A 21,447-nucleotide genomic window follows, 5' to 3' on the forward strand; every position below is an offset into this window, starting at 1 on the left:
TCAGCGACACAAGCTCGTTTACCAAACTCTTGTTTGCCTCTGAAAAAAGGACTGAAAAGCAGCAACAAACTCCTTTTTAGCTCCCGCAGCCAACTGGCACGAGTCTTGAAGACATTCCTTTGAGAGGCGGCGAAAGCTGCCAATCAGTACGTATCAACGAAGGAAAGTGACATGGTAGGTCTGCGTCAGATCGCATGCTGCTGCAAGGAGCGCATGGGCACGTGCACCATCACCCCCAAGTACGCTCACCGCCCTTGTCGCCCTTGGACCGAGGATGCATATCGTCGGCCGCGACAGGAGGATCGACTCAAGCCACCTCATCCTGGACTCGAAGGCGCAGGACTGGGCGGCAGCACCCTGCGACCACGATCGTCGGCGGTTCCGACCCTTGCTACATCGCCGTCGCGCCCGCGATGCGCGCACCGGCGGGTGGCTTCGCGGACTATGATGAGGAGGCACGAGGGCTTCGGGATGCCCGGACCTGGCCGTATTCACCGACGCCCACCGGTTGGGCTTCGAGAGGCTTCGGAAGCTCGCCGGAGACCGGGGCGAAACTGGTCGACAATGCAATTACCCCCATCCATGGGTATCCCGGCGTGGCGCGGGCGAAGGTCGACCCACGCGATGAAAAACCTTCCGGTCCTCCCGTTCTCCCGGGGGGGCCGACGTCAGGCAGCGGGGCCACTCCTCCCCATGCCCACCGGTCCCGCTGCCGCGACCGTTCCAAAGGACGAGGCTCGAAGATGCCTCGGCACGTTTTTTCAAGGGCCCACCAATGATCAGCAGACCGCCCCCGATAAGCTGGACAGGGTTGCCGGCGGACGGGACCGTTTTGATGGATGAGATTATGTCCGATCCTGGAAGACATTGACGTTTTTTGCGGTTGGCCGCTGCCGAGAGAGAGCCTGCGTTGGAGAACTTACGATGACAATTCATTTCTTTACCCGCGATGGCTCGAGATGGATCCCGGAATATCTGACGGCGATTGATGCCATGACCTGCATTGGTTGCGGCCGCTGCTTCAAGGTCTGCTCGCGCGAGGTCATGCACCTGCACGGCATTAACGAACTGGGTGAAATCCTTGGTATCTGCGATGGCGAGGACGACGACTTCGATGGCGAGCTCAATCGTATGATCATGATTGTCGACTACGCCGGCCGCTGCATCGGCTGCGGAGCCTGCGCCCGCGTCTGCCCGAAGAACTGCCAAACCCATGTCGCGGCTGACAAGATTGTTGCTTAATCTGACGGACGAACCGGGAGCGGCGTTGCGCTTCAGAATATTTTGTCGCGTCCTGCAATTGGTCGTGTGCGCCAACGCTCTAACGGTCTACTTCGTCTCGCATTCGGTCCCCAGAGTGATCATTTCCACGTTGGGTACTTCGCTGCTTCTTCAAGTTGCCTACTTCGGAAGTGTACTTATTCTGGTTTGGCGAGCTAAGTGCAATCGCAGAGCTGTCGAAAGGACCGGAAAGAGAACGTCTGACTCTGACTATTCCTAGTGCGCATGGCTGGAAATGCATTTTGCATGATTGGGGGACGGTTATCTCGGGCTAGCATGGGGCCGTGCCCGAGGAACAATGGAGAGATAGAGCAAAGGTGCGTGAAGAATGAGGACTGGAACGATGGCAACACTATCTGATCCCACTGTTATCCCGGTTCTTGGCGACAACAAAGCCGTTGCCACTCCTTTTATCAAGTGCCTGGTGCGGTTAATCCGCGGCCAGGATTGCTACGGGTCGTGGAAGGAGAAGTGCGACGCTGACCTGCTCGCCTACTTTACCGTCCCCGAGGAAAAGCGCTGTGCGATTCCAATCATAGGCGATCCCGATCCGGGCGTTCTGTGGCGGCTCGACATGTTTTACCGGGCCGTCGGTGTCTCTGTCGAGGAGCGCTCCGGCCTGCTGATATCGCGGACCATGGAAATCAACCATGAGGGTTTCGGGCGCGTGCTTTTTACGACCAGACGGCTAGTCGTTCTGTCGAAAACCCTGCGTGACGTTCACCGGTTTGGCTTCAGTACTCTCCGCAAACTCGCCAAAACGGGCGCGAAGCTGGTCAACGATGCGGCCCGAGTTATCGAGGCTTATCCGGATGTGGCACGGGCCTAATGAACCTACGTTCGAGGGCAAATATCACGCCAGAGCCTGAAGACATCAGGACGACGGTTCGAAAGCTGCAGTTGCGTGTTGTAATTGCAAAGATGGTATCGCACGACCATGCCAGGCTTTTGCGACCGACTGAAGCGAAATCATGGCCGTCGCCTCGGCAAAACGTTTGCAGCTATTGCTCGGGAGATGCTGCCGAAGTGCCAAACAGATCAAGAACCAGGAAAACCGCGTGCCCTTCAGAAACTCTCCGCGAATCTTTTGCTTGCTTCTGTGCGCCAATACTCTGGCCATGCATGTTATCTCGCATCCCATTCGCAGCTTATTTGCTAAGACACTCGCCTATTCGCTGCTCCTTCAGATAGCTTATATCGGAAGTCTCTTCCTTCTGGTCTGTCTGGCCGTGTTCGCACAAATGTTCAAAGGGCTGAACATTTTGGTCTTTTCAACCGCGCGTAATTCCCTTCGTCGTTACACAAAGCCAAAGCGTAGCGTTCGCCCCGGAGCCAGCCGCATGGGCCAAGGTTGACCGAGAAGAACGCGGCTTTGCCAACACAATCGGAAAATTACGACGGTAACGTGAATGATTGATTTGACGAACGCAAAGCGGGTAGGAATTATCGGCGGGGGAATTGTTGGCTGGCTTGCGGCGATTACGTTGGCCCGTGTTTTCGGCTCAGATGTGGATGTCACCGTCATAGAGGCTCCGGCGGTATTTCCACTTGGCCTGGGGGAGGGGGGCTCGCCTAACCTCATTGACACGTTGTGTCGTAATGATCTCGATTTGGACGTTTTCATCGGTGAAGCCGGTGCCAACTATAAGCATGGTGTGCTCTATGACAATTGGCTGGGCAGGGGAGTTCCAGACCGCTATTATCACTTGTTCGGCGGACGAGGCATTCCGGGGCTCGAATATCGCGTCAACGGCTTCTTCCCTCGGCTGTCCGCGAGGATCGCGATGGGACAGGACCTTCACACGTGCATCCCCGGGTTTAAGGCGATCGCGAGGAATGCATCGCAGCAGGAAATAGACGAGTTGGTCGCGACCGGCGAGTCCGGTCTCTACCTGTCCTACCATTTCGATGATGCCGATTTCGAGCGATACCTGAAGCGGGTTGGCCTGGCACGTGGGGTCACTTCATACGCCGCCAAAGAATGTTGGATTAGGCTTGATGATCGAGGCCATGTGTGCGCCTTACAGCTTCAGGGCGAGCAATTCAAGGTCGACTTTGCCGTCGACGCCTCAGGGTTGGCAAGAATGGGTCTCGGCAGTGCCTTTAAGCCCGGTTGGCGTTCATTCGCAAGTGTATTGCCAACAGACCGAGCAATAACCTTTGATCTTCAGCCGAAAGAATCTTCGCTTCGATCCCTGACCCGTTCGACCGCCATGACAGCCGGATGGACCTGGGAGGTTCCATTGAATCGCACCACCAGCGCCGGCTGTGTGTTCAGTAGCAGACATGCAGACGATTCGATGGTGATGGCGGAGGTCCAGCACCGCTTTGGATACGGTGTCCAGCGAAAACATGAGCTTTCGTTCGATCAAGGCTATTTCGAAACCGTCTGGGTCAACAACCTCGTAGCACTCGGAACGGCTACCGGTTTCGTCGAGCCCCTGGGGGCCGCGCTTGCCGCCCACACCTTCGAGCAATTGAGGAATTTGGAACGCACTCTCACCAACGGAGGCGGAATCGTGCCAGCTCATGCGATTGAGGCTTTCAACAGCGCGAACGCAAAGAGTTGGACAGGCGTTCGGGACTTCCTGCGCCTGCATTATGATTCGAAAAGGAACGACACGCCTTTCTGGCGAGATCTCAGTGAGGCCGATTTACCGAAGAGTTATGCCGAGCTAAGGGCCTGCTTTCAAAAACGCACACCCCGCCATATCGATATCGAACCCTACGTCGGAAGCGGGTGGCAAAGCCTATTCCATCAGATCGATTGGATATCGGTGGCGGCCCCTCTGGGGGTGGTGCCGGCGGCGGCGGCGCGTGCAGAGCTCAGCCAGCTCCCCTTGGAATGGCAATGCGAGGACCATCCCGATCTGCTGGAAGGAGCGATGTCGACGATCCGACCACGGAGTGGATGGGTACACTAAGTGCAATGGCGAGAGGGGGCCCCGCTAGCAAGCGGCGACACGTAGCACACCATGAGAACTGTTCAAGTCTGATGAAATGCATTGTCAAACCCGCCCGGTCTTGGACGTCCGGCGGCCTTAGTCGGAGCAGTCATGCGGCCGGCCTCCTGTAGCAGAATCTCTTGCATCCATATGCTTGCCTGATCTCTGTTGTGATGGGCTGGCCACTGGACAGCCATGGTAAATACTGGAAGTGGCAGCGGGAGCTCGACGATCCGTAAGGGAATTGTCTTTGCGAAATGACGGGCGAGCCGCAAGGGTATGGTCGCTATACGCTCGGTCCCTAACAGCAGCGGCGGGATCAAGCTGAAGCCGGGCGCGACGACCTCGATGCGCCTCTTTAGACCGTGCTCGAGCAAAAACCAGTCTTCGATGGAGGGCTTCAGCGCACGCCCGAACTTGGCTGCAACATGCCCCATCGACAGGTATTTTTCGAGGGAAAGCTGCTGTGGCAGTCGTTTGTTCGTGGGGCAGCCCACGCAGACGAGCGTCTCATCGAATAGTCTTGCTTGGGGATGCGCGTTAGACAAGAACTGTTCAGGAAGGATTAGGAAATCGACTTCACCGCGCCCGAGTAGCTCATTGGGTTCATCATCGGGAAACATCAATTCGAAGGCGACGGCTGGAGCTTCCCGAACCACACGCTCTACGATCTTTTCAAAGAAAACAAGTGTCACGAAATCGGACACGATGATTCTGAAACGTCGCTCCGACATGGCAGGGTTGAACATGTCGCATGAAATAATGGAAAACTGAATATGGAGCAGGACATCGCGGACCGCGGGGGCAAGGGCTTTGGCACGCGGAGTTGGGATGAATTTGCGGCCCTGCATTGTAAACAGGTCATCGCCGAAATAGATGCGTAGCCGCGCGAGGGCAGAACTCATCGCCGGCTGACTGAGGTTAACGCTACGTGCCGCTGCGGTGACGCTTCGTTTAGTCATCAGAGCATCGAGCGCAACGAGGAGGTTGAGATCAAGGCCCTTAAAACGCATGCTTTGACGTGTCCACAGTGCGGATCATTGACATCCAAAAGTAACTCTATTGCCGAAATGACGCCGTCCGCCACGGCACTCGGGGCCAGTCACGGGTCTCTATGCAACCACGAAACAGACATGAGGCGCTTAGTAGCACCCAACATGGCGTGTCTTAGACATCTCGCGCGAATGGGCGCATCGACCGCAACATGGCCGCGTCACTTTGATCGCAGCTGATCGCATCGATCATTTTTACGGCAATACCATTGCGTGGCTGGCTAGGCACCCGCGCCTCAGGTCCAGCGTATGGCCGCCTTGGTGCGTCAGCTCGGCGGCAGAGCACGCCGCCGCCATTTGCGCGTCCCACAGTGCACTGCTAAATCGCATCATCTTTGTTGGACGTGGCACCGGGCTGCAACTTCGTGAATGCATCGGTGGGATCTCTCTCCGGTAAATGAATGGAAGGAGATCCTAGTGCTTGCCGGCGTTCCCTTGCCATGCAAACTGCAAATCCTAACATGCGCTTCGGATATGGTTGAGGAACTCTTTGCACGGAAATGCCGCGAAACAGCGCTGGCACAGGGCTCATAATAAGCCCGCTGGCGCGACGCAGGTCCTGAGCGTCGGAGGTGAGGGGCTGTTGCGCGCTGCGTGCCTGTAGTTGAGCGAGCATAGTAGATCAGAGCATGACAACGAATGTATCCATGGCATGGATGAAAGCCATGCGAAAACTCAATTTCCCCACTCTCGCGGAATTCGACTAGAAAGCGTTCGCAAATCGCAGGCAAAGGTGGAAATTCAGACACACGGCAGCCCAAGAGGCACTGTGGCAGAGGGAACATGATTGGCAATCCGGGCGTCCAATGAAGTGAGATCAGGGAACGAATATAAGTGGGGCATATCTCGGGCATGCTGTTTTGCGGCTTGAGCTTAAACTCAAGTTTGGAGTGTGGACGCCCGCGCAATGGCCATACCGGGCCGGACGCTTGAACGCATCGCCATAGCCTAAGTGCGTCCAACCGACCCGCAGTTCGTAACCGTACGAAAGGCAGAGGAAGGTTTTCTTGACCCCTCTCACAACGGCCAAGGGTGTGGCCCGAGAACATTATTCTCCGAGGAGAGAAATCATGGATCACTCCGTTTGGAAGGGGTCACATTCGATCATCGTTGACAGTGACGCCGCACAGCAACGGCGGATGCCGAGCCTGGCATCAATCGACCTGAACCTGCTGGTGGAACTCGAAGCGCTATTGCAGTACCGAAACATCACGCACGCGGCCCAACACGTCGGCCGAAGTCAACCGGCAATGAGCCGAGCGTTGTCAAGACTGCGTGGCATGTTCAACGACGATCTTTTGGTTCGCGGCTCGCGCGGCTTGGTCCCGACGCCGCAGGCCGAACGCCTGGCCAAAATGCTGCCGTCTGTATTGAAGGCGGTCCGGGAGATGGTGAATTGCAGCTCAACCCCAAGAGACATGCGCTGGAAGGCAACAATCGCGATGCCCGATCACCAAGCGCTAATTTTGCTGCCGCGTCTATTGCCGCGTCTGCACGAGTGCGCGCCTCATCTCGACATTGTTACCAACCCGCTCTTGGGCTGCGCACTGCGGCGGCTTGAGCAAGGTGAGATCGATTTAGCCGTCGGGCAGATCGGAGCCGCACCGCCGGGCTTCTTGCGGCGCAAGCTTTACGCGGACCACTTCACCTGCCTGCTACGCCACGACCACCCGGTGCTAGAGCAAGAGTGGAGCACAGAAAGCTTCGCTGAGTTGCGCCACGCCTCCATCGTATCAGACTCCAATGATCGCTTCGGTCAAGTCTATGACGGGCTGTTCGAGCTGGGGCTATCGGACCGTCATCCGATCGTGGTCTCCAACGTGCTGACGGCGGCTGTAGTCATTGCGGCGACCGATCTGGTCTTACTCGTACCGCATCGTGTCGCGACCCGGATCGCCACCATGCTGCCGCTCGCGGTTGTCGATCCTCCCGTGCAACTGACGCCATATGAGGTTGCGTTGATCTGGCACGAGCGTTCGCATCGTGACCCGAAATATCATTGGCTCCGCCACGAAATCGCTGCGGCAGCGCGGCCTGGCCGGAACGCGCCGGACGCCAAATCAATTGGGGAGGAGACTGAATGATGGGGTTCGTGCATTTCGGCGCGGGCGCATCGCTCAGGAAACCGGCCGCATTACCTCGCCGGCGGTGGCGAGACGCCAGAGCGCAATCCCCAGCTTGCGGGCAAGCGCCACGGTCATCGTCTTGCAAATGGTTTTGCGGCCGCCGGCGGTGCGTTCTTGGAACCAGCGGCAAGGGCGCCGTCCTTCTGCGGCGAAAGCGCCAAGCGACTGAATCATGCCGCGCCGCACGCGGGCACTGCCAGCGATGCATCGGCGTCGAGTTTTCTGCGAACGCTGCCCTTAAGCCCGGGAAGAGCGCGGCGACCAGCCATTGCACCTCGCTCATCTCGATCCCATCGTGGTCAAGAGCGACGAGCGACCGGCTCTCGGCAAACGACTCTGCTATGAGGCATCTCCTTCTTATGCCGGATTTGACGACGGCGAAGGATGCCACTCCTTCGCCGTTGAGCTATGTCAATGGAGTGTGTCGAGAGATGTGGAACTCATATCATGTCTCCCCGAGACCCATAACATGCCGGATTGAGCAGACGATGGTGCTGACTGTTAACTCTGAAAAGAGAGGAAAGCCGAACTCTGTTGAGGCCCATGTCGGCTGGCGAATTCGCCAGCGGCTTGTGTGGCAGAACATGTCGCAACGTACAAACGCGGACTTCACGAAGGCCTCTTCGTCGAGGACGATCAAGCTCTGATATGATTACGCCAACCTGATGCAATTCACAGCACCGATAGTTGCCATGCAAACAAGCGATTTCTCGCATCTCCCCGCATGCTGCATAAATCTGCGACAACACCTTCGATCGCATCAATGGACACTCTGTTTCGTTTAACCCGGTGGATGAGGCGGCTCGACGAAGACATGGGGCAGCCGGCCATTAGTGCGAACGCGGCCTGTCCAGCCAGAACTAGTCCAAAGGAGTGATGGGCATGCCGGACCAGCCGCAAGTGCACACCGACATTGTGATCAGCGATGGCGCAGACCCGGTGGACTCCGACGCCCTCAAATGTGCTTTGCGCAGGATGGGCGGTGGCGTCAGCGTCATCACCGCAGGGGAGGGTGAAGAGCGTACAGGAGCAACTGTTACTTCCGCGACTGCCCTTTCGGTCGAGCCACCATGCATGCTCGTTTCCCTCAATCGTTCCTCCTCGACGTGGCCTGCCGTTGCGCGGTTCGGCCATTTTTGCGTGAACATCCTGGGCCACGCCCACGAGATGCTGGCGAATCAGTTCGCCGGTCGAGGCGGGCTTAAGGGCGCGGAACGTTACCGCGGTGCTGAGTGGACTCAACTCATCAGCGGCGCGCCTGTCCTTCAGAATGCGGTGGCCGCCGTGGACTGCAAGGTTGAGGAAGCGATAGAACGATACAGCCATGTAATTGTGCTCGGCCGCGTCGTCGGCATTTGCATCGGCAACGGCGGCTCCTTGGTTTACCGTGACGGCCGGTATTTTCCAGTTGCCGACCAGTGAGACAGGCGAAGCTCACCGCGCTTGGAGCCTAATCGTGCCAGCGAAGTCCTTTCCTGATGGAGTTCCTACGCATCCGCTTCGCATTCACGGAAAGCGTACCATAGCCGCCGAGATTGCCCCGTGTGCGGCGCGGCAATCAATCTGGGAACAGCGTCAATCTGGATGGGAGCGTCGCCAGGGGCGTCACGGAGGGCGGGCGTAGCCCGGCCGGAGGGACGTTCCTGGCGACGGCGCGAACCCACATAGGGGTTCACGCCGTCTGGTGATCGCGATGTGTCGGGTGCATTTCTTCTTCCGGCTCAAAGGAAGAAGGCATGCCCGGCAGACACATCACGGATCAACAATTGAGGCTCTATATGCAAAATCGTCAGAAGCACAGTGTCCCTGTCGCGGCCGCCAAGTCAGGCTTCAGCCCATCGACTGGTTATCGGATCGAAGCAGACCCCCGTCCACCAAGCGAGAAGAAGGCCAAACACGAACGACGTCGGCCCGATCCATTGGAAGGGATATTCACCGAAGAGGTGGTTCCGATGCTGCAAAGCGCTCCCGGCTTGCGCCCTGTCGGTATTCTTCGTGAGCTTTGCAAGCGGCACCCCGAACTCGGTTCTGGTATCCGCCGCACACTTGAGCGCCGCATTCGCGCGTGGCGCGCAAGTCATGGTGAAGATCAGGAGGTGATGTTCCGGCAGGTTCATGAGCCGGGACGCATGGGGCTGTCGGATTTTACCCACGCTCCGGGCCTCAAGGTCACGATCGCCGGCGTGATCTTCGAGTACCTGCTCTATCACTTCCGGCTGGCCTATAGCGGCTTCGAGCATGCCGAGATTGTCGAAGGCGGCGAGAGTTTTGCCGCGCTGACGAGTGGTTTGCAGAATGCCCTTTGGTCTGTCGGTGGCGCACCGCGCGATCACCGCACGGACAGTCTTTCGGCTGCATTCCGCAATCTCAATGCCGATACCGCGCAGGATATGACAGATAGGTATGAAGCGCTTTGCGCCCATTACGGCATGAAGGCCAGCCGCAACAATCGCGGTGTCGCCCACGAGAACGGCGCCGTCGAAGGATCCCATGGCGATCTCAAGCGCGAACTGGAGGATGCTCTTCTGCTGCGCGGCACGCGGGACTTTGCCGACGTCAGCAGTTTTGCCGCCTTCATCGACGCGGTTGTCGGCCAGCGCAATGCTCGCCGGGCCCGGGAGATCGCTATTGAGCGCGAAAGCCTGCTGGCGCTGCCGCGCAAGCGTCAGCCCGAGGGCGAAGACGAGATCGTCTACGTCACCAGCAGTGGCGGCTTTACCCTTCGCCGGGTCTTCTACACCGTCCCGTCACGGCTGATCGGACATCGCCTGCGCGCACGGCTGTTCAAGGAGCATATCGAGCTGTTCCTCGGCGGCACGTCGCTGATGACGTTGCCGCGCGTCAAAGGCCAGCTCGGTTCCAGCCAGCATGTCGTGAACTACCGTCACGTCATTCATTCGCTTCGCCAGAAGCCGGGGGCACTGCCCAGACTCGGCTATCGCGATCAGCTCTTCCCAAGGGATGCCTATCGCAATCTCTACCATGCCGCCATGGAGGCGCTGCCGGAGCGCGATGCCTGCCGTCTGACGGTGGAGCTGCTGAGCCTGGCCCATGAGCGCAATGTCGAGGCCGCACTCGCCCACGCCATCCAGGGCGAGCTCGATGCGGGAACCTTGCCAACGCTTGACGGCATGCGCGCCCGGTTCGCGCCGAACCCGGCTTGTGTTCCGCACGTCTGCGTCAATCTGGGCAAGCTGGTCGATTACGACCGGCTTATCAGCACCCGCGTGGAGGTCACGGCATGAGACCCAACGATCCTGTCGATACCGCGCGCTTGTCCCTGATGCTCACCGATCTGAGGCTGCCGGGCATCTCCAGGGCCTGGCACACCTTCGCCGAGCGGGCGGACACCGAAGGCTGGCCGGCTTCTCGGCTGCTGGCGGCGCTTGCTGAGTTCGAGGTCGCCGAACGTGAAACGCGGCGTATGCAGCGCCATCTCACCGAAGCGCGTCTTCCACCGGGCAAAACCCTCGATACCTTCGACTTCTCAGCCGTGCCTATGGTCTCCAAGGCCAGGGTCATGGCATTGATCGCGGGTGATGTCTGGTTGAAGAGCGGCGCCAACCTGATGCTGTTTGGCGGACCGGGCGGCGGGAAATCGCATCTGGCAGCCGCCATCGGCGCCGGATTGATCGAGAATGGCTGGCGTGTTCTGTTCACCCGGACCACCGACCTCGTTCAGAAACTGCAAGCCGCCCGCCGCAATCTCGATCTCGAAGGGGCCATCGCAAAGCTCGACAAGTACCATCTGCTGGTGCTCGACGACATGGCCTACGTGACCAAGGATCAGGCTGAAACCAGTGTGCTCTTCGAGCTGATCAGTGCGCGATACGAGCGCCGCTCGCTTCTCATCACCGCAAATCAGCCCTTCGGTGAATGGGACAAGGTCTTTCCCGACAAAGCCATGACGTTGGCCGCCATCGACAGGCTGGTTCATCACGCAACGATCTTCGAGATGAACGTCGAAAGCTACAGACGAAAAACGGCAATATCCCGTTTGACGGAAAACAGCGACGGCAACGCTGGCCTCAGCCCTGGCTGATTGACGCGCCGCGACAAACAACCAACGCCTCTGATTGACGCCAAAGAAGGTCGGCCTCCAACTTCAAACGGACGCCGGCCTTCTTTGGCGAGCATCGCAGTGGTCCGCGACAAACACTCCCATCCAGATTGACGCGCCGCGTCAATCTAAAAGCCGACCTCGTGTCGCGCAGCGTCAATTAAAAATCCCCCCTTGCAACGAACCGATTCACAGTCCATCTTCGCCCAATCGCGACCACCTATCTCGTCATCCTGATCGTCGCGCCTTCCCATCCAAATTGTCGCGCCATACCCGTGTACGTTTACGATGGGGGGATGGCTGAAGCCTTAGGACCAGCTAGCGCGAGACTGAGCAGCAGATCGCGGTTGCGGTGGAAACTCCGCGCCAGCATGGAACAAGCCGCGTCAACTCGGCGTCGTCACATTCAGCCGTGGCATCGCTCGTAGCTCAGAAAAAGCGTGACTGATGTTGATGGTGATTTCCGTCCGCACGCCGGGGATAGCTCGAGCCCCTTTTGTGGCGGCCACGAGCGTCTCCTGGTCCTTGGCAAAGATGGCGCGCTCAACCAATTTATCGACGCCTCGGTCGGCGATGCCGGCATAATTCCGCGAGGCCTCGCGCTTGGCGGCTGCCGAGCCCCAGTAATCCGCTTGTTCGTTTCCAGGAGACGATGTCTGGCGCCAGATCACAGGTCACGTCGTAGTCGAATGCGTTGTTGCGTTTGATGTATTGCGACGGATGGACAACGGTTACCCGCACCTCGATGCCAATACGTATAGGTTTCGGACATAGGGCAGTGCCACGGTCTTCTGAGCGCAATTGTTCAACATGAACTCGAAGGTGAATGCGTGCCGGTCGTCGCGCTGACCATCCGGTTACCTTTGAGCTCGAACCCAGCCTGCTTCCAGCAGCGCAGTCGCTTGCGCAGGTTTTTGCATGAGATGTCGTGCTGATAGGGTACCTTGATGCGTAAACACCTCCCTTGAACTCGTTTATGATCTTCAGTTCCCGCCTTGAGGCAGTCCCGCGGAACTAGCTCATGAGGATCATGCAGGCCTCGGTTCCGAACATGCGCTGCAAACCTTTTGACGAAGAGACGGTGCGCGAGGCGCCCCGTAAGGGGTTTGGCACCTCCTCCCGCTTCACCCGGCCGTCCATCACTGCCGGAAACTCGTATCCGATCGCCCGGCGCATGCCCTGGTCTTCGAGCCAGCGGCGGAATGCCTCGAACTCGACGTCGCGATCGCCAAAAAAGGAGTAGGTGATCGAATGGAAATTGTTCTTCCCCACATTGACGTTGAGCGAGGCGCCCCAGTTATCTGGGCGCGGTTCGTAGCGGATTGTGCCGCCGGGGGAGTATGAGGCGATACGATAGGGGCCGGAGCCCGTAAGGGGTTCGAGTGTCGTGCGGGTGATGTCGCGCGGCTCGCCGTTGGGTCCGGTGCCCTCCCACCAGTGTTTAGGTACAACCAGGATCTGACCGAGAATATGCGGCAGCTCGTGATTGTTCTTCTCGTCGAAACGGAAGGTTGCATCGCGATGTCCGGTCTTCTCCGCGTGCACCACATGCCGGGAGTAGCTCTGATGGAGCGGACTTAAGTCCTTCCCTTTTTGAAGCTGAAGACGACATCCTCCGACGTGACCGCTTCTCCATCCGCCCATTTCGCCTCCTGCCTCAGCCGGAACGTTGCCAAGGAGATGTCGTCGGGGAAGGAAAGCGACGACCCGTAGTGTTGGACCGGCTGCTCTTGAGCCTCTACCGTTGGCACCAGAGGTATTGACACTGTCAAAAACGCCGCCGCAAACCGCGTTATTCCATTATCGCGTGCCGTCAACACCCCCCGCTTTTCCTTGTGTTCCGCATGTGTCTGTAAAACTCCATCCTGCGGCCACCAATTCATTAATGCGGTCAATCGGATCGTTACTTGATGCTGCATTCGGCTGTTTTACAAATCGATTGTTCGCATGGCATTCATCTGCGCGTTGGATACAAGAAAATCGGTCACCCGTGTCTATTCGCTTGTGCTCAATCAGCCGACGGTGCCGAAAGAAAGCGCTCCGCGGGAGGGAAGGCAGGGGTTCCGTACGGCCGTACGGGTCAGAGGAAAAGTCCCCCGCGGTCAGGCCCAGGCCGACCAGGTCGTTTTGTTTGTCCACCTCGCTCAGTTGGGCGAACGCGGGAGCTTCGCCGTAGCTACATAGGCCAGAGTAGCAAAGCCGGTGTTTGCATCGTGGAACATGATGATGCCGCCATCTAACTCCCCGGAGATTGCATTCGTGGCGGCACAGCTAGAGGCGAAACTTTGGCCGGAGATTACCGCACCGTGCTCGCCATTTGCACTGGAGACCGGCCAACTGCCTTCCAGCAGATGAGCCGGGCTCTCCGCTTGCACCACGCCCGTGATGCCCTCGGGGCAGGCGTATTTCGGACGGATCGTGACGATCACCTGATAGATCACCGCTCGAGCCGCGGCGAGTTCTGAGGCAGCGCGCGCGCTCTTTGCGAGGGACGCTTGTCGAGAGCGGGCACGCTGCCCGCGGTCTTTTCCTCGATGAAGGCGACCGGCCTGTGTTTCGGCAATTGCCGTCTCAGGTTCTCCAGCGCCCAGTTCCATTTGCGTCAGATCTAGCTTTTCAGATATCGGCCCGAACTTCGTGCGGCTGTAGTCTCGAACCCGGCTCTCCAGCTTCCAGATCAGGTCCTTCAACTCACTGCAGGCGTAAATCTGCTGCCGGGTCATATCATGCCGATGAGCCACTTCCGTTACCGTAGCTCCGGAAACCCCAACCGACATGACGATGTCGAGTTTCTGTTCATCACCCCATCGATGCCGCCGTTCCTGCCTAAGATTTCCGCATACGCATGGCAAACTTAGCCTAAGACACGTCGCAAACGACGTCGTTAAACACTTAGCGACGCTTGCCATCCAATCGTGGGCTCGGGGGCTACGCCGCGATGGTCCAGAATTCGCAGTTATGTACGCGGGCGTGAACTCGAACGGTGCGCCGTCGCGATCCTGGAGGGAAGTGAATTCGGCTCGATTACCGCGGATTATCGACCACATTGCTGATAAACCACTCGTAGGATCTAGCCAGTCCAACTTCGATTGAGGTTTTCGGGCGCCACCCCATCGAGAGTAGTTTTTCGCTGGACAAGAGCTTTCGTGGTGTTCCATCCGGTTTGGATGTATCGAGTTCTATGTCCCCTTTAAAGCCAACAACGTCGCAGACGAGGCGAGCAAGCTCGATGATGGTTATGTCGCTGCCGAAGCCAATGTTAATGTGTTCAGCTTCGGAGTAATGCTTAAGAAGGAAAACCGCTGCATCGGCGCAGTCTTCACTGTACAAGAACTCCCGACGCGGCGTTCCGCTTCCCCATATACGCAGTCGATCAAAATTTCTAATCTTTGCATCATGTGCTTTGCGTATCAACGCGGGCACGACGTGGCTGGTCACAAGATCGAAGTTATCGTGAGGGCCATAGAGGTTCGTCGGCATGACGGAGATAAAGTCCGCGCGGTATTGCTTGCGGTAGGCCTGACACAACTTAACGCCGGCAATCTTTGCAATTGCGTACCATTCGTTGGTCGATTCAAGCGAACCAGTCAGTAGCGCCTCTTCTCTGATGGGTTGTGAAGCGTATTTCGGATAAATGCAACTCGATCCCAGAAAGAGAAGCTTCTCAACGCCATTTCGAAATGACGCTTCGATCACGTTGGCCTCCATCACCAGATTCTGGTAGATGAAGTCGGCAGGCATGGTGTCATTTGCCAATATACCGCCAACCTTGGCCGCGGCCATTACGACTGCATGCGGTTTTTCCTTTAACAGAAATTGCTGAACATCTTCTTGCCGCGTCAGATCAAGCTTTTGCCTGTCGGCTACGATAATTTCGCAATCCTCCGTGGCCAGGGACCGGGTAATAGCGCTGCCGACCATACCCCTATGTCCTGCGACCCAAACTCGCTTTCCGCTTAGCGAATACATTGTCCCCATGCCTCTTCCTGTGGCGAACCCCTCATGACCTTCAGATCTTCCCTAACCATTTCGCGGGCAAGCTCCCTCACACTGGTCTCGTGCCTCCAACCCAAGACTTGCGCCGCCTTAGTGGCATCGCCTAAAAGTAGGTCTACTTCCGTAGGCCGGAAATAACGCGGATCTACGGCCACTATGCACTTGCCTGTGGCGGCATCGACGCCGCGTTCTTCGCTGCCTTCTCCGACCCATTCAATCTTTCTGCCGACTTCCTCGAAGGCCCATTCTACAAACGTGCGAACTGATGTTGTCACGCCGGTGGCGAGGACATAGTCATCTGGCCTGTCCTGCTGGCACATCATCCACATGCCGCGCACATACTCACGGGCATGACCCCAATCACGTTGAGCATTGAGATTTCCGAGATAAAGCATGTTCTGTTTACCGAGGCTGATTGCTGCCGCAGCCCGGGTAATCTTGCGGGTCACGAATGTTTCACCTCGAAGCGGGCTTTCGTGATTGAAAAGAATACCGTTGGAAGCGTGCATGCCGTAGGCCTCTCTATAGTTCACGACAGTCCAGTACGCGTAGAGCTTGGCGGCAGCGTAAGGTGAACGCGGGTAGAACGGCGTCTTCTCATTTTGCGGGACTTCTTGTGCTAGACCATATAACTCGGACGTTGATGCCTGATAAAAGCGCGTCCGGTTGGTCAGGCCAAGAATTCGAATAGCTTCCAGCATGCGCAGTGTACCAATTGCATCTGCGTTCGCGGTATATTCGGGCGTTTCGAAACTCACGTGGACATGGCTTTGCGCCGCAAGATTGTAAATTTCATCCGGCTGGGTTTGCTGAACAATACGTAGCAAATTGGTCGAATCTGTCATGTCTCCATAGTGAAGAAAGAATCTTGCTTCGGGATCGTGCGGATCCTGATAGATTCGCTCTATTCGTTGACTATTGAATGATGATGACCGTCGTTTGATGCCATGAACTATATAGCCTTTGCCCAACAGCAGCTCGGCGAGATAAGCCCCATCCTGGCCGGTTACACCCGATATCAAAGCTACTTTCATATTCGCCACTTTTGAAATCTCCGATGATTGCCGAGGAGGGGGAGGCGTTCTGACCACTGTTTCCTAGTGAGACGAATCGCGTTCGGCGAGCACAGACGCGCATGGCGCCTCTCCCTTCAGTGCTGCTGAGCCCGTTGCTCCCGGATGCCTTGGACGGCGAGCAGCGGGATGTCCCGCACCTGCTGATCTGCACCACATGGGAAGCGGACGAGGTGCCTGTATGGCGAACGGGCGAACGGTGAGGCAACGCCCCCCATGAAGATCAGAGATCCTTTGACACTCCTTCAATCAAGATCAATCGGCTCGGATCATTCACATCGAACTCAATTACACGAGGCACAAAAAGGCGAGCATAGCGCGTAAAGGCGCTCGTCGGCGGAAAGCGAATTACGGTGTCGCAGCGCCCTAGTAGATACATCTCAAGGATAGCGGAAATTCCGCCGTCAACCCCAAGCTCTGGACTGTGCAACGGGCCAGCCTGGTGCGATCGAAAACGCTTAGGGACGGTGATAAGATTGGGGAACCTACTCGACAAGTAGGCCACCACCTGCGCGCTATCCGTTGACAAGAATATCCGCACAGGATTTGAGTGGAGTAACGTTTTGGCCTTGTTAATGGCAGTGCACACTTGGCGCATCGCCAGCTCCGGATCGGCCCAATATGGTGCATGGTCCATAATGTCTTCGCCGTTGCCATGCCGAACGTGAACGCCAATGACACTGTGCCCCGCAAACCTTTCCTGATAGATGGCCTCTATGCGACTTTGGATATCAGACCGAGGCTTGACACTCCGAAAAATCTGCCGTTCGGCCTCCTCATCGCAACGCCACATCAAACAGGCGTCACACACTACAGTTTTAGCGCCCACATCACCTTGAGCCTGAAAAAGCTCGCTTAGTTCATCGCGTTCTTGGAAAACCTGCTCATCTGGTCGGTATACGCAATCGATTGAGGGCTTATTCCACCAGTTTGGGAAGAATGGCCCCGGGAATGAGAACTCGTTGATCCGGTCATCGCAAATGACCGACACGCCAGCGATGTCTTTGATCGGGTCGAAGAACACCGGAAATGCGTTCGCGAAGGGTTGATTGAGATAGCATGATCCACGCCAGTCAACGGCGAGCGTTCGCCCCGTGCGCTGCGCGTACTGCCAAGCGGCCGCCAGCGACCACAGACAGTCACCAAAACCGGTACGCCTCCGAGAGACGACGAATCGGTTCTCGATTAATTGATTATCAAGCATTTGCGGTGGCCGTTTCGGAATGCAAGGAGGCGAGTTGGATCTGGCGCGGGCGCTCGGCCCGTCATTGATCGACCACGGTGCCGACCAGTGTGGTGGCGGACCCTGCAGCCCCATGGGAAACTGATGTGTCCCCTTGAAGGCTCTCTACTTTTTTGTGTCGCTTGCATTTGCCTGATGCACTCGCCTCCACTTAAATTCAGCGCTTTCTAATGTGGCCGGTGGCATCGGTAAAATTTATTGTTTGGATAGCACTCATCCATAAGATCAATGCAATTGCACTCCGAAGGAGGCCCTCGCTGGGGCTTTAGGATCCGTCCGCCAAATCGGGCAACACCAAAGGCTCACCAGTCGCCGAGTTCAACGACATCAGGAACTGCGCACTGAGACCACAGACGCCACGCCCCGACAGTCCCCGCACTAGCGCGTCTGAAGGCGCAGATGAGCGCCCATCCGAAGCCGAATGACTCGGCTCATGAACGCCGAAGCAGCCGCCGACGCTCGAGCGCGTCAAATTCCGCCGATCTTAGCGCTTTTCTTCAGCCCAATTGTTAAGCACCGCCAATCCTTGAGCAAGCAGATGTTCGGCAGTACCTGGGTCCTCTGCCTCAACATAGCAACGCAGTTCAGGCGCGTTTCCTGAAGGACGGATGTGCAGGGTCCGGCCGCCGTCCAAGGTCAGCCGCAGTCCATCCATGTAATCCGTCGCCTTCACGCGCCCGATCCCCCCGAACAAATGCGCGACACTGGCTTCCGACGCTTTCAAGTGCGCTAGCAGCGCACAACTCCTGTCGAGCGAGTAATTCTCGATCCGGCTCGACAGAGCGACTGGCAGGTGATGCCGTGCGACCACAGCCGAAAGCGGAATTTTTTCCTCTGCAGCTGCCTTGAGCGTGGCAAGGATGGGCAGGACGCTGTCCCGGGTAGGCAAGGGGGAAAGCGGGCGCCCTCCAACCGAGAAGTCCGACCCTAGCATGACCCCGCCGTTGGCCTCGAAACCGATCACCCCCTGTTTGCCATACCCAACCGCCTCAGTCATCGCGCTAATGACGTAAGGCGAGCCAACCCGTGTACGCACCACCTCGACGCCGCTCGCCGCCTCGATTCCGGAATTGCTCGTTATAGGCGTGGCGATAAACTTTGCCCGCAGGAGCTTTGCCGAAATAAGGCCGAGCAGGTCGCCACGCAATGGCGAACCAGTTTCGTCCGCTACAAAGGGACGATCTCCATCTCCGTCCGTCGACACGATGGCGTCAAGTGCGTATTTCTTCGCCCAAAGGGCGAGCTTCTCACTTGTCGCCGCCGATACAGCTTCCGTATCAATGGGGATGAAAACCTCGGATCGGCCGATTGGCAAAATCGTTGCCCCAAGGCTCTCCAAAATCGTGATCAAAATGTCGCGGGCAACGCTGCTGTGCTGATAGACGCCGACATTGAGCCCCTTAAGCAATGTTTCAGGAAGCAGGGCCTTGTAACGTTCGATAAAGTGGCGAGTTGCTTCGGCAGAGTGATCGGCGCCGGATCCATGCTCAACTTTTATTGAGCCGGCGTCGGCTGCAAGCTGCTCCGCCAGCCGCGTGATTGCCTGCTCGTCAGCCTTGTTGATCTCACCGTTTGGCGCGTAGAACTTGATGCCGTTTCGGTCCGCCGGAATATGCGACCCTGTCACCATGAGTGATGCGGCACCGAGTTTGAGGCCATAAAATGCAAGCGCTGGCGTAGGCAGTGCTCCGCAATCAACCGGCACCATTCCCGCCCGCGCGAGTGCTCCCATGCAGGTAGCGGCGATCTCAGGACTTGAAGGGCGAAAGTCGCGGCCTATCAATACGATTGTCCCTGGGCCGGCCTGCCCCCGTTCAAGAAGCATATTCGCGAAAGCCGTAGCGTACAGCGCCGCAACCCTACCGACGAGTTCGGTCGCAAGTCCACGCAGACCACTCGTGCCGAATTTCGGCCCCATGGCTTTTCTCCTTCCAGTGGGCAGCGTGGAGGCTCTCAGCACAATCTCCACACGCCACGAGGACGAGGCGGAAAGTCGACTGATTGCCTCCCGAGTTCAATATCGCTATGAAGCGTCAAGCTGAACTACTCAAAAAGCAATTCCATGCCTCCGAACATTATTCCAGCTATCATGGCAGGCGGTAGGGGCACAAGGCTCTGGCCACTGTCTCGCGCGACTGCCGCAAAACAGTTTCTGAAGCTGACCGGCGAGGAAACGCTATTTCAAGCGACGCTTGAGCGCGTATCGGATTCCACCATATATGAGGCACCACTCGTCATCACCAATGAGGAATTCCGCTTTTTGGTGGCCGAACAGGCTCGCGAGTTGGGAGCCACGCTTTCCAGTATCGTCCTTGAGCCGGTGCCACGTAATACGGCAGCCGCAGTTGCCGTCGCCGCTGTAATTGTGGCCCGTCAGTTCGGCAACGACGCGTTTTTGTTCGTTCTGCCGTCAGACCACGCCATCTCCGCCGACGATGTTTACAGGAGCTGCCTTCGTTCAGCTTGCCTAGCTGCATCGGATGGCAAACTGGTGACGTTCGGTATTCAACCCAGTGGACCAGCGACGGGCTACGGGTATATCGAGTGTGGCACCGACCTAGGCAATGGGGCGCATGCCGTCGAGCGCTTTGTTGAGAAACCCAGTCGCGAGAAGGCGAGCGCTCTTTTGGAGTGCGGCAATTACTACTGGAACTCTGGTATGTTCCTCTTCCAGGTGGGCAGGGTGATCGCCGAACTCGAGGAACATGCACCCGACGTGCTAATGGCGGCGCAAGCCGCTGTCGATGGCTCAACGATCGACGCCGACTTCCTACGACTCTCCTTGGAGGATTTCAGCAAAGCGCCATCCATCTCCATCGACTATGCACTGATGGAAAAGACCGAGAATGCCGCGGTAGTTCCCTCACATTTTTCCTGGTCGGATCTCGGCAGTTGGGATGCTGTTTGGAAAATCGAGGAGCAGGATCTGGATGGTAACGTGATCAAAGGCAATGCGACAGTCCATAACACAAGGAATTCACTTGTGATGTCGCGTACTACTCACCTCGCTGTACAGGGACTCGATGGCATGGCTGTTATCGCAAGCGAAGATGCTGTGTTTGTGGGGCGATTGGAAGAGGCTCATGAGATCGGTAACCTGGTGAAGCGCCTCGCTGCCGACAAGAATACAGCACATCTTACCGAATCGCATCCGACATTTCTGCGCCCTTGGGGGGGCTACACGACAATCCTTAACGGCGATCACTTCCAAGTGAGGCGGTTGTTCGTACACCCCGGTAAAATGCTTACGCTCCAGAAACATCTTCATCGCTCGGAGCACTGGGTGTGCGTGAAGGGGGCGGCGGAAGTGACCATCGACGACAAAGTGTCGATCCTGCACGAGAACCAGTCGATCTACACCGCGAGGGGCGCGGTACACCGGCTGGGCAATCCGGGCAAGATAATGCTTGAGATGATTGAAATTCAAACCGGTTCCTATTTAGGCGAGGACGACATCGTACGCGTCTTCGGCGAGTTTGGCCAAACGTAAGGAGCCTTTGGTCGCTCGCCGGACTTTTCGTGCATATTTCGGCGGTAGAGCGTGCGGCCTCTCCACTCTCAAGGAGGGACAAAAGCTGAGCTTCGAAGTTACCTAGGATCGCCGATCGGGCAAGACTTCCGCGGACAATCTTCGTGCACTCTGATCGATGATGCGGCTCAAGGAATGGGCG

At 57.3% G+C, this 21,447-nt stretch carries 17 protein-coding genes and 1 pseudogene; 10 read left to right on the forward strand and 8 right to left on the reverse strand.

All coding sequences use genetic code 11. The features are described 5' to 3' along the window. The first annotated feature begins 924 nt into the window (after positions 1 to 924). From fdxB to ATB98_RS22790, 5 genes are all read left to right on the forward strand, one after another. Positions 925 to 1,242, forward strand: a complete 318-nt coding sequence (fdxB, locus tag ATB98_RS22780) for a ferredoxin III, nif-specific (protein ID WP_066877761.1) — start codon at positions 925 to 927, stop codon at positions 1,240 to 1,242. After that, on the forward strand, positions 1,214 to 1,501 hold the full coding sequence (locus ATB98_RS28230; RefSeq protein WP_234781995.1) for an exopolysaccharide production repressor protein: 288 nt from the start codon (positions 1,214 to 1,216) through the stop codon (positions 1,499 to 1,501). The genes fdxB and ATB98_RS28230 overlap by 29 nt, the downstream gene beginning before the upstream one ends. Before the next feature lie 123 nt (positions 1,502 to 1,624). Then, the gene (locus ATB98_RS22785; RefSeq protein WP_066877907.1) at positions 1,625 to 2,110 is read left to right on the forward strand and encodes a NifX-associated nitrogen fixation protein; all 486 of its coding nucleotides are present in this window, start codon (positions 1,625 to 1,627) and stop codon (positions 2,108 to 2,110) included. Positions 2,111 to 2,252: 142 nt separating this feature from the next. Next, the gene (locus tag ATB98_RS29170; protein ID WP_153435545.1) at positions 2,253 to 2,636 is read left to right on the forward strand and encodes a hypothetical protein; all 384 of its coding nucleotides are present in this window, start codon (positions 2,253 to 2,255) and stop codon (positions 2,634 to 2,636) included. A 54-nt stretch (positions 2,637 to 2,690) separates the two neighbouring features. Then, positions 2,691 to 4,205 (forward strand): tryptophan halogenase family protein, encoded by a 1,515-nt coding sequence (locus tag ATB98_RS22790; protein WP_066877763.1) that lies wholly within the window; start codon positions 2,691 to 2,693, stop codon positions 4,203 to 4,205. Positions 4,206 to 4,267: 62 nt separating this feature from the next. On the opposite strand, the gene ATB98_RS22795 is transcribed toward ATB98_RS22790, so the two are convergent. Then, positions 4,268 to 5,239: a LysR family transcriptional regulator gene (locus ATB98_RS22795; protein WP_066877764.1), complete on the reverse strand. Its 972-nt coding sequence runs from the start codon at positions 5,237 to 5,239 to the stop codon at positions 4,268 to 4,270. 1,109 nt (positions 5,240 to 6,348) lie between these two features. On the opposite strand from ATB98_RS22795, the gene ATB98_RS22800 reads away from it, so the two are divergent. The 4 genes from ATB98_RS22800 (at position 6,349) to istB (ending at position 11,446) form a co-directional block, all read left to right on the forward strand. Further along, complete coding sequence (locus ATB98_RS22800; RefSeq protein WP_066877765.1) at positions 6,349 to 7,362, forward strand: LysR family transcriptional regulator; 1,014 nt, start codon at positions 6,349 to 6,351, stop codon at positions 7,360 to 7,362. 924 nt (positions 7,363 to 8,286) lie between these two features. Then, entirely contained in the window at positions 8,287 to 8,826 is a 540-nt protein-coding gene (locus ATB98_RS22810) for a flavin reductase family protein (protein WP_066877768.1), read from the forward strand. Between the two features lie 314 nt (positions 8,827 to 9,140). Next, positions 9,141 to 10,649, forward strand: coding sequence for an IS21 family transposase (gene istA / locus ATB98_RS22820; RefSeq protein WP_084435718.1), 1,509 nt, complete (start codon positions 9,141 to 9,143; stop codon positions 10,647 to 10,649). Next, positions 10,646 to 11,446, forward strand: a complete 801-nt coding sequence (istB, locus tag ATB98_RS22825; protein ID WP_066877773.1) for an IS21-like element ISRm9 family helper ATPase IstB — start codon at positions 10,646 to 10,648, stop codon at positions 11,444 to 11,446. The genes istA and istB overlap by 4 nt, the downstream gene beginning before the upstream one ends. A 404-nt stretch (positions 11,447 to 11,850) precedes the next feature. On the opposite strand, the gene ATB98_RS22830 is transcribed toward istB, so the two are convergent. From ATB98_RS22830 to ATB98_RS22865, 7 genes and pseudogenes are all read right to left on the reverse strand, one after another. Beyond that, positions 11,851 to 12,135 carry a hypothetical protein gene (locus tag ATB98_RS22830; RefSeq protein ID WP_066877774.1) on the reverse strand — a complete coding sequence of 95 codons (285 nt, stop codon included), beginning with the start codon at positions 12,133 to 12,135 and terminating at the stop codon, positions 11,851 to 11,853. Positions 12,136 to 12,550: 415 nt separating this feature from the next. Next, positions 12,551 to 13,218 (reverse strand): annotated as a pseudogene (locus ATB98_RS28240) (ABC transporter substrate-binding protein); the annotation flags it as partial. Positions 13,219 to 13,608: 390 nt separating this feature from the next. Further along, the gene (locus tag ATB98_RS30385) at positions 13,609 to 14,511 is read right to left on the reverse strand and encodes an IS66 family transposase (RefSeq protein ID WP_084435720.1); all 903 of its coding nucleotides are present in this window, start codon (positions 14,509 to 14,511) and stop codon (positions 13,609 to 13,611) included. Then, on the reverse strand, positions 14,489 to 15,433 hold the full coding sequence (gene fcl, locus ATB98_RS22850) for a GDP-L-fucose synthase (protein WP_066877909.1): 945 nt from the start codon (positions 15,431 to 15,433) through the stop codon (positions 14,489 to 14,491). The genes ATB98_RS30385 and fcl overlap by 23 nt, the downstream gene beginning before the upstream one ends. Continuing rightward, positions 15,421 to 16,494 carry a GDP-mannose 4,6-dehydratase gene (gmd, locus tag ATB98_RS22855; RefSeq protein WP_066877783.1) on the reverse strand — a complete coding sequence of 358 codons (1,074 nt, stop codon included), beginning with the start codon at positions 16,492 to 16,494 and terminating at the stop codon, positions 15,421 to 15,423. The genes fcl and gmd overlap by 13 nt, the downstream gene beginning before the upstream one ends. A 262-nt stretch (positions 16,495 to 16,756) precedes the next feature. After that, the gene (locus ATB98_RS22860) at positions 16,757 to 17,737 is read right to left on the reverse strand and encodes a nodulation protein NodZ (protein ID WP_066877787.1); all 981 of its coding nucleotides are present in this window, start codon (positions 17,735 to 17,737) and stop codon (positions 16,757 to 16,759) included. 523 nt (positions 17,738 to 18,260) lie between these two features. Further along, positions 18,261 to 19,694, reverse strand: a complete 1,434-nt coding sequence (locus ATB98_RS22865) for a phosphomannomutase (RefSeq protein WP_066877788.1) — start codon at positions 19,692 to 19,694, stop codon at positions 18,261 to 18,263. A gap of 144 nt (positions 19,695 to 19,838) precedes the next feature. Here ATB98_RS22865 and ATB98_RS22870 point away from each other — a divergent pair, with 144 nt between their 5' ends. Beyond that, on the forward strand, positions 19,839 to 21,266 hold the full coding sequence (locus ATB98_RS22870; RefSeq protein ID WP_066877790.1) for a mannose-1-phosphate guanylyltransferase/mannose-6-phosphate isomerase: 1,428 nt from the start codon (positions 19,839 to 19,841) through the stop codon (positions 21,264 to 21,266). Positions 21,267 to 21,447: the final 181 nt, after the last annotated feature.

This window comes from Sinorhizobium saheli, from assembly GCF_001651875.1.
GTDB lineage: Bacteria > Pseudomonadota > Alphaproteobacteria > Rhizobiales > Rhizobiaceae > Sinorhizobium > Sinorhizobium saheli.

What these genes read in the sequence shown, in the direction of transcription:
- fcl (WP_066877909.1), bottom strand. Translation starts at nt 15,433, where the DNA reads ATGTATTCGCTAAGCGGAAAGCGAGTTTGGGTCGCAGGACATAGGGGT.
- ATB98_RS22865 (WP_066877788.1), bottom strand. Translation starts at nt 19,694, where the DNA reads ATGGGGCCGAAATTCGGCACGAGTGGTCTGCGTGGACTTGCGACCGAA.
- ATB98_RS30385 (WP_084435720.1), bottom strand. Translation starts at nt 14,511, where the DNA reads ATGTGGTCGATAATCCGCGGTAATCGAGCCGAATTCACTTCCCTCCAG.
- ATB98_RS29170 (WP_153435545.1), top strand. Translation starts at nt 2,253, where the DNA reads ATGGCCGTCGCCTCGGCAAAACGTTTGCAGCTATTGCTCGGGAGATGC.
- ATB98_RS22860 (WP_066877787.1), bottom strand. Translation starts at nt 17,737, where the DNA reads ATGCTTGATAATCAATTAATCGAGAACCGATTCGTCGTCTCTCGGAGG.
- gmd (WP_066877783.1), bottom strand. Translation starts at nt 16,494, where the DNA reads ATGAAAGTAGCTTTGATATCGGGTGTAACCGGCCAGGATGGGGCTTAT.
- fdxB (WP_066877761.1), top strand. Translation starts at nt 925, where the DNA reads ATGACAATTCATTTCTTTACCCGCGATGGCTCGAGATGGATCCCGGAA.
- ATB98_RS22810 (WP_066877768.1), top strand. Translation starts at nt 8,287, where the DNA reads ATGCCGGACCAGCCGCAAGTGCACACCGACATTGTGATCAGCGATGGC.
- ATB98_RS22785 (WP_066877907.1), top strand. Translation starts at nt 1,625, where the DNA reads ATGGCAACACTATCTGATCCCACTGTTATCCCGGTTCTTGGCGACAAC.
- ATB98_RS28230 (WP_234781995.1), top strand. Translation starts at nt 1,214, where the DNA reads ATGTCGCGGCTGACAAGATTGTTGCTTAATCTGACGGACGAACCGGGA.
- ATB98_RS22790 (WP_066877763.1), top strand. Translation starts at nt 2,691, where the DNA reads ATGATTGATTTGACGAACGCAAAGCGGGTAGGAATTATCGGCGGGGGA.
- ATB98_RS22800 (WP_066877765.1), top strand. Translation starts at nt 6,349, where the DNA reads ATGGATCACTCCGTTTGGAAGGGGTCACATTCGATCATCGTTGACAGT.
- ATB98_RS22870 (WP_066877790.1), top strand. Translation starts at nt 19,839, where the DNA reads ATGCCTCCGAACATTATTCCAGCTATCATGGCAGGCGGTAGGGGCACA.
- ATB98_RS22795 (WP_066877764.1), bottom strand. Translation starts at nt 5,239, where the DNA reads ATGCGTTTTAAGGGCCTTGATCTCAACCTCCTCGTTGCGCTCGATGCT.
- istB (WP_066877773.1), top strand. Translation starts at nt 10,646, where the DNA reads ATGAGACCCAACGATCCTGTCGATACCGCGCGCTTGTCCCTGATGCTC.
- istA (WP_084435718.1), top strand. Translation starts at nt 9,141, where the DNA reads ATGCCCGGCAGACACATCACGGATCAACAATTGAGGCTCTATATGCAA.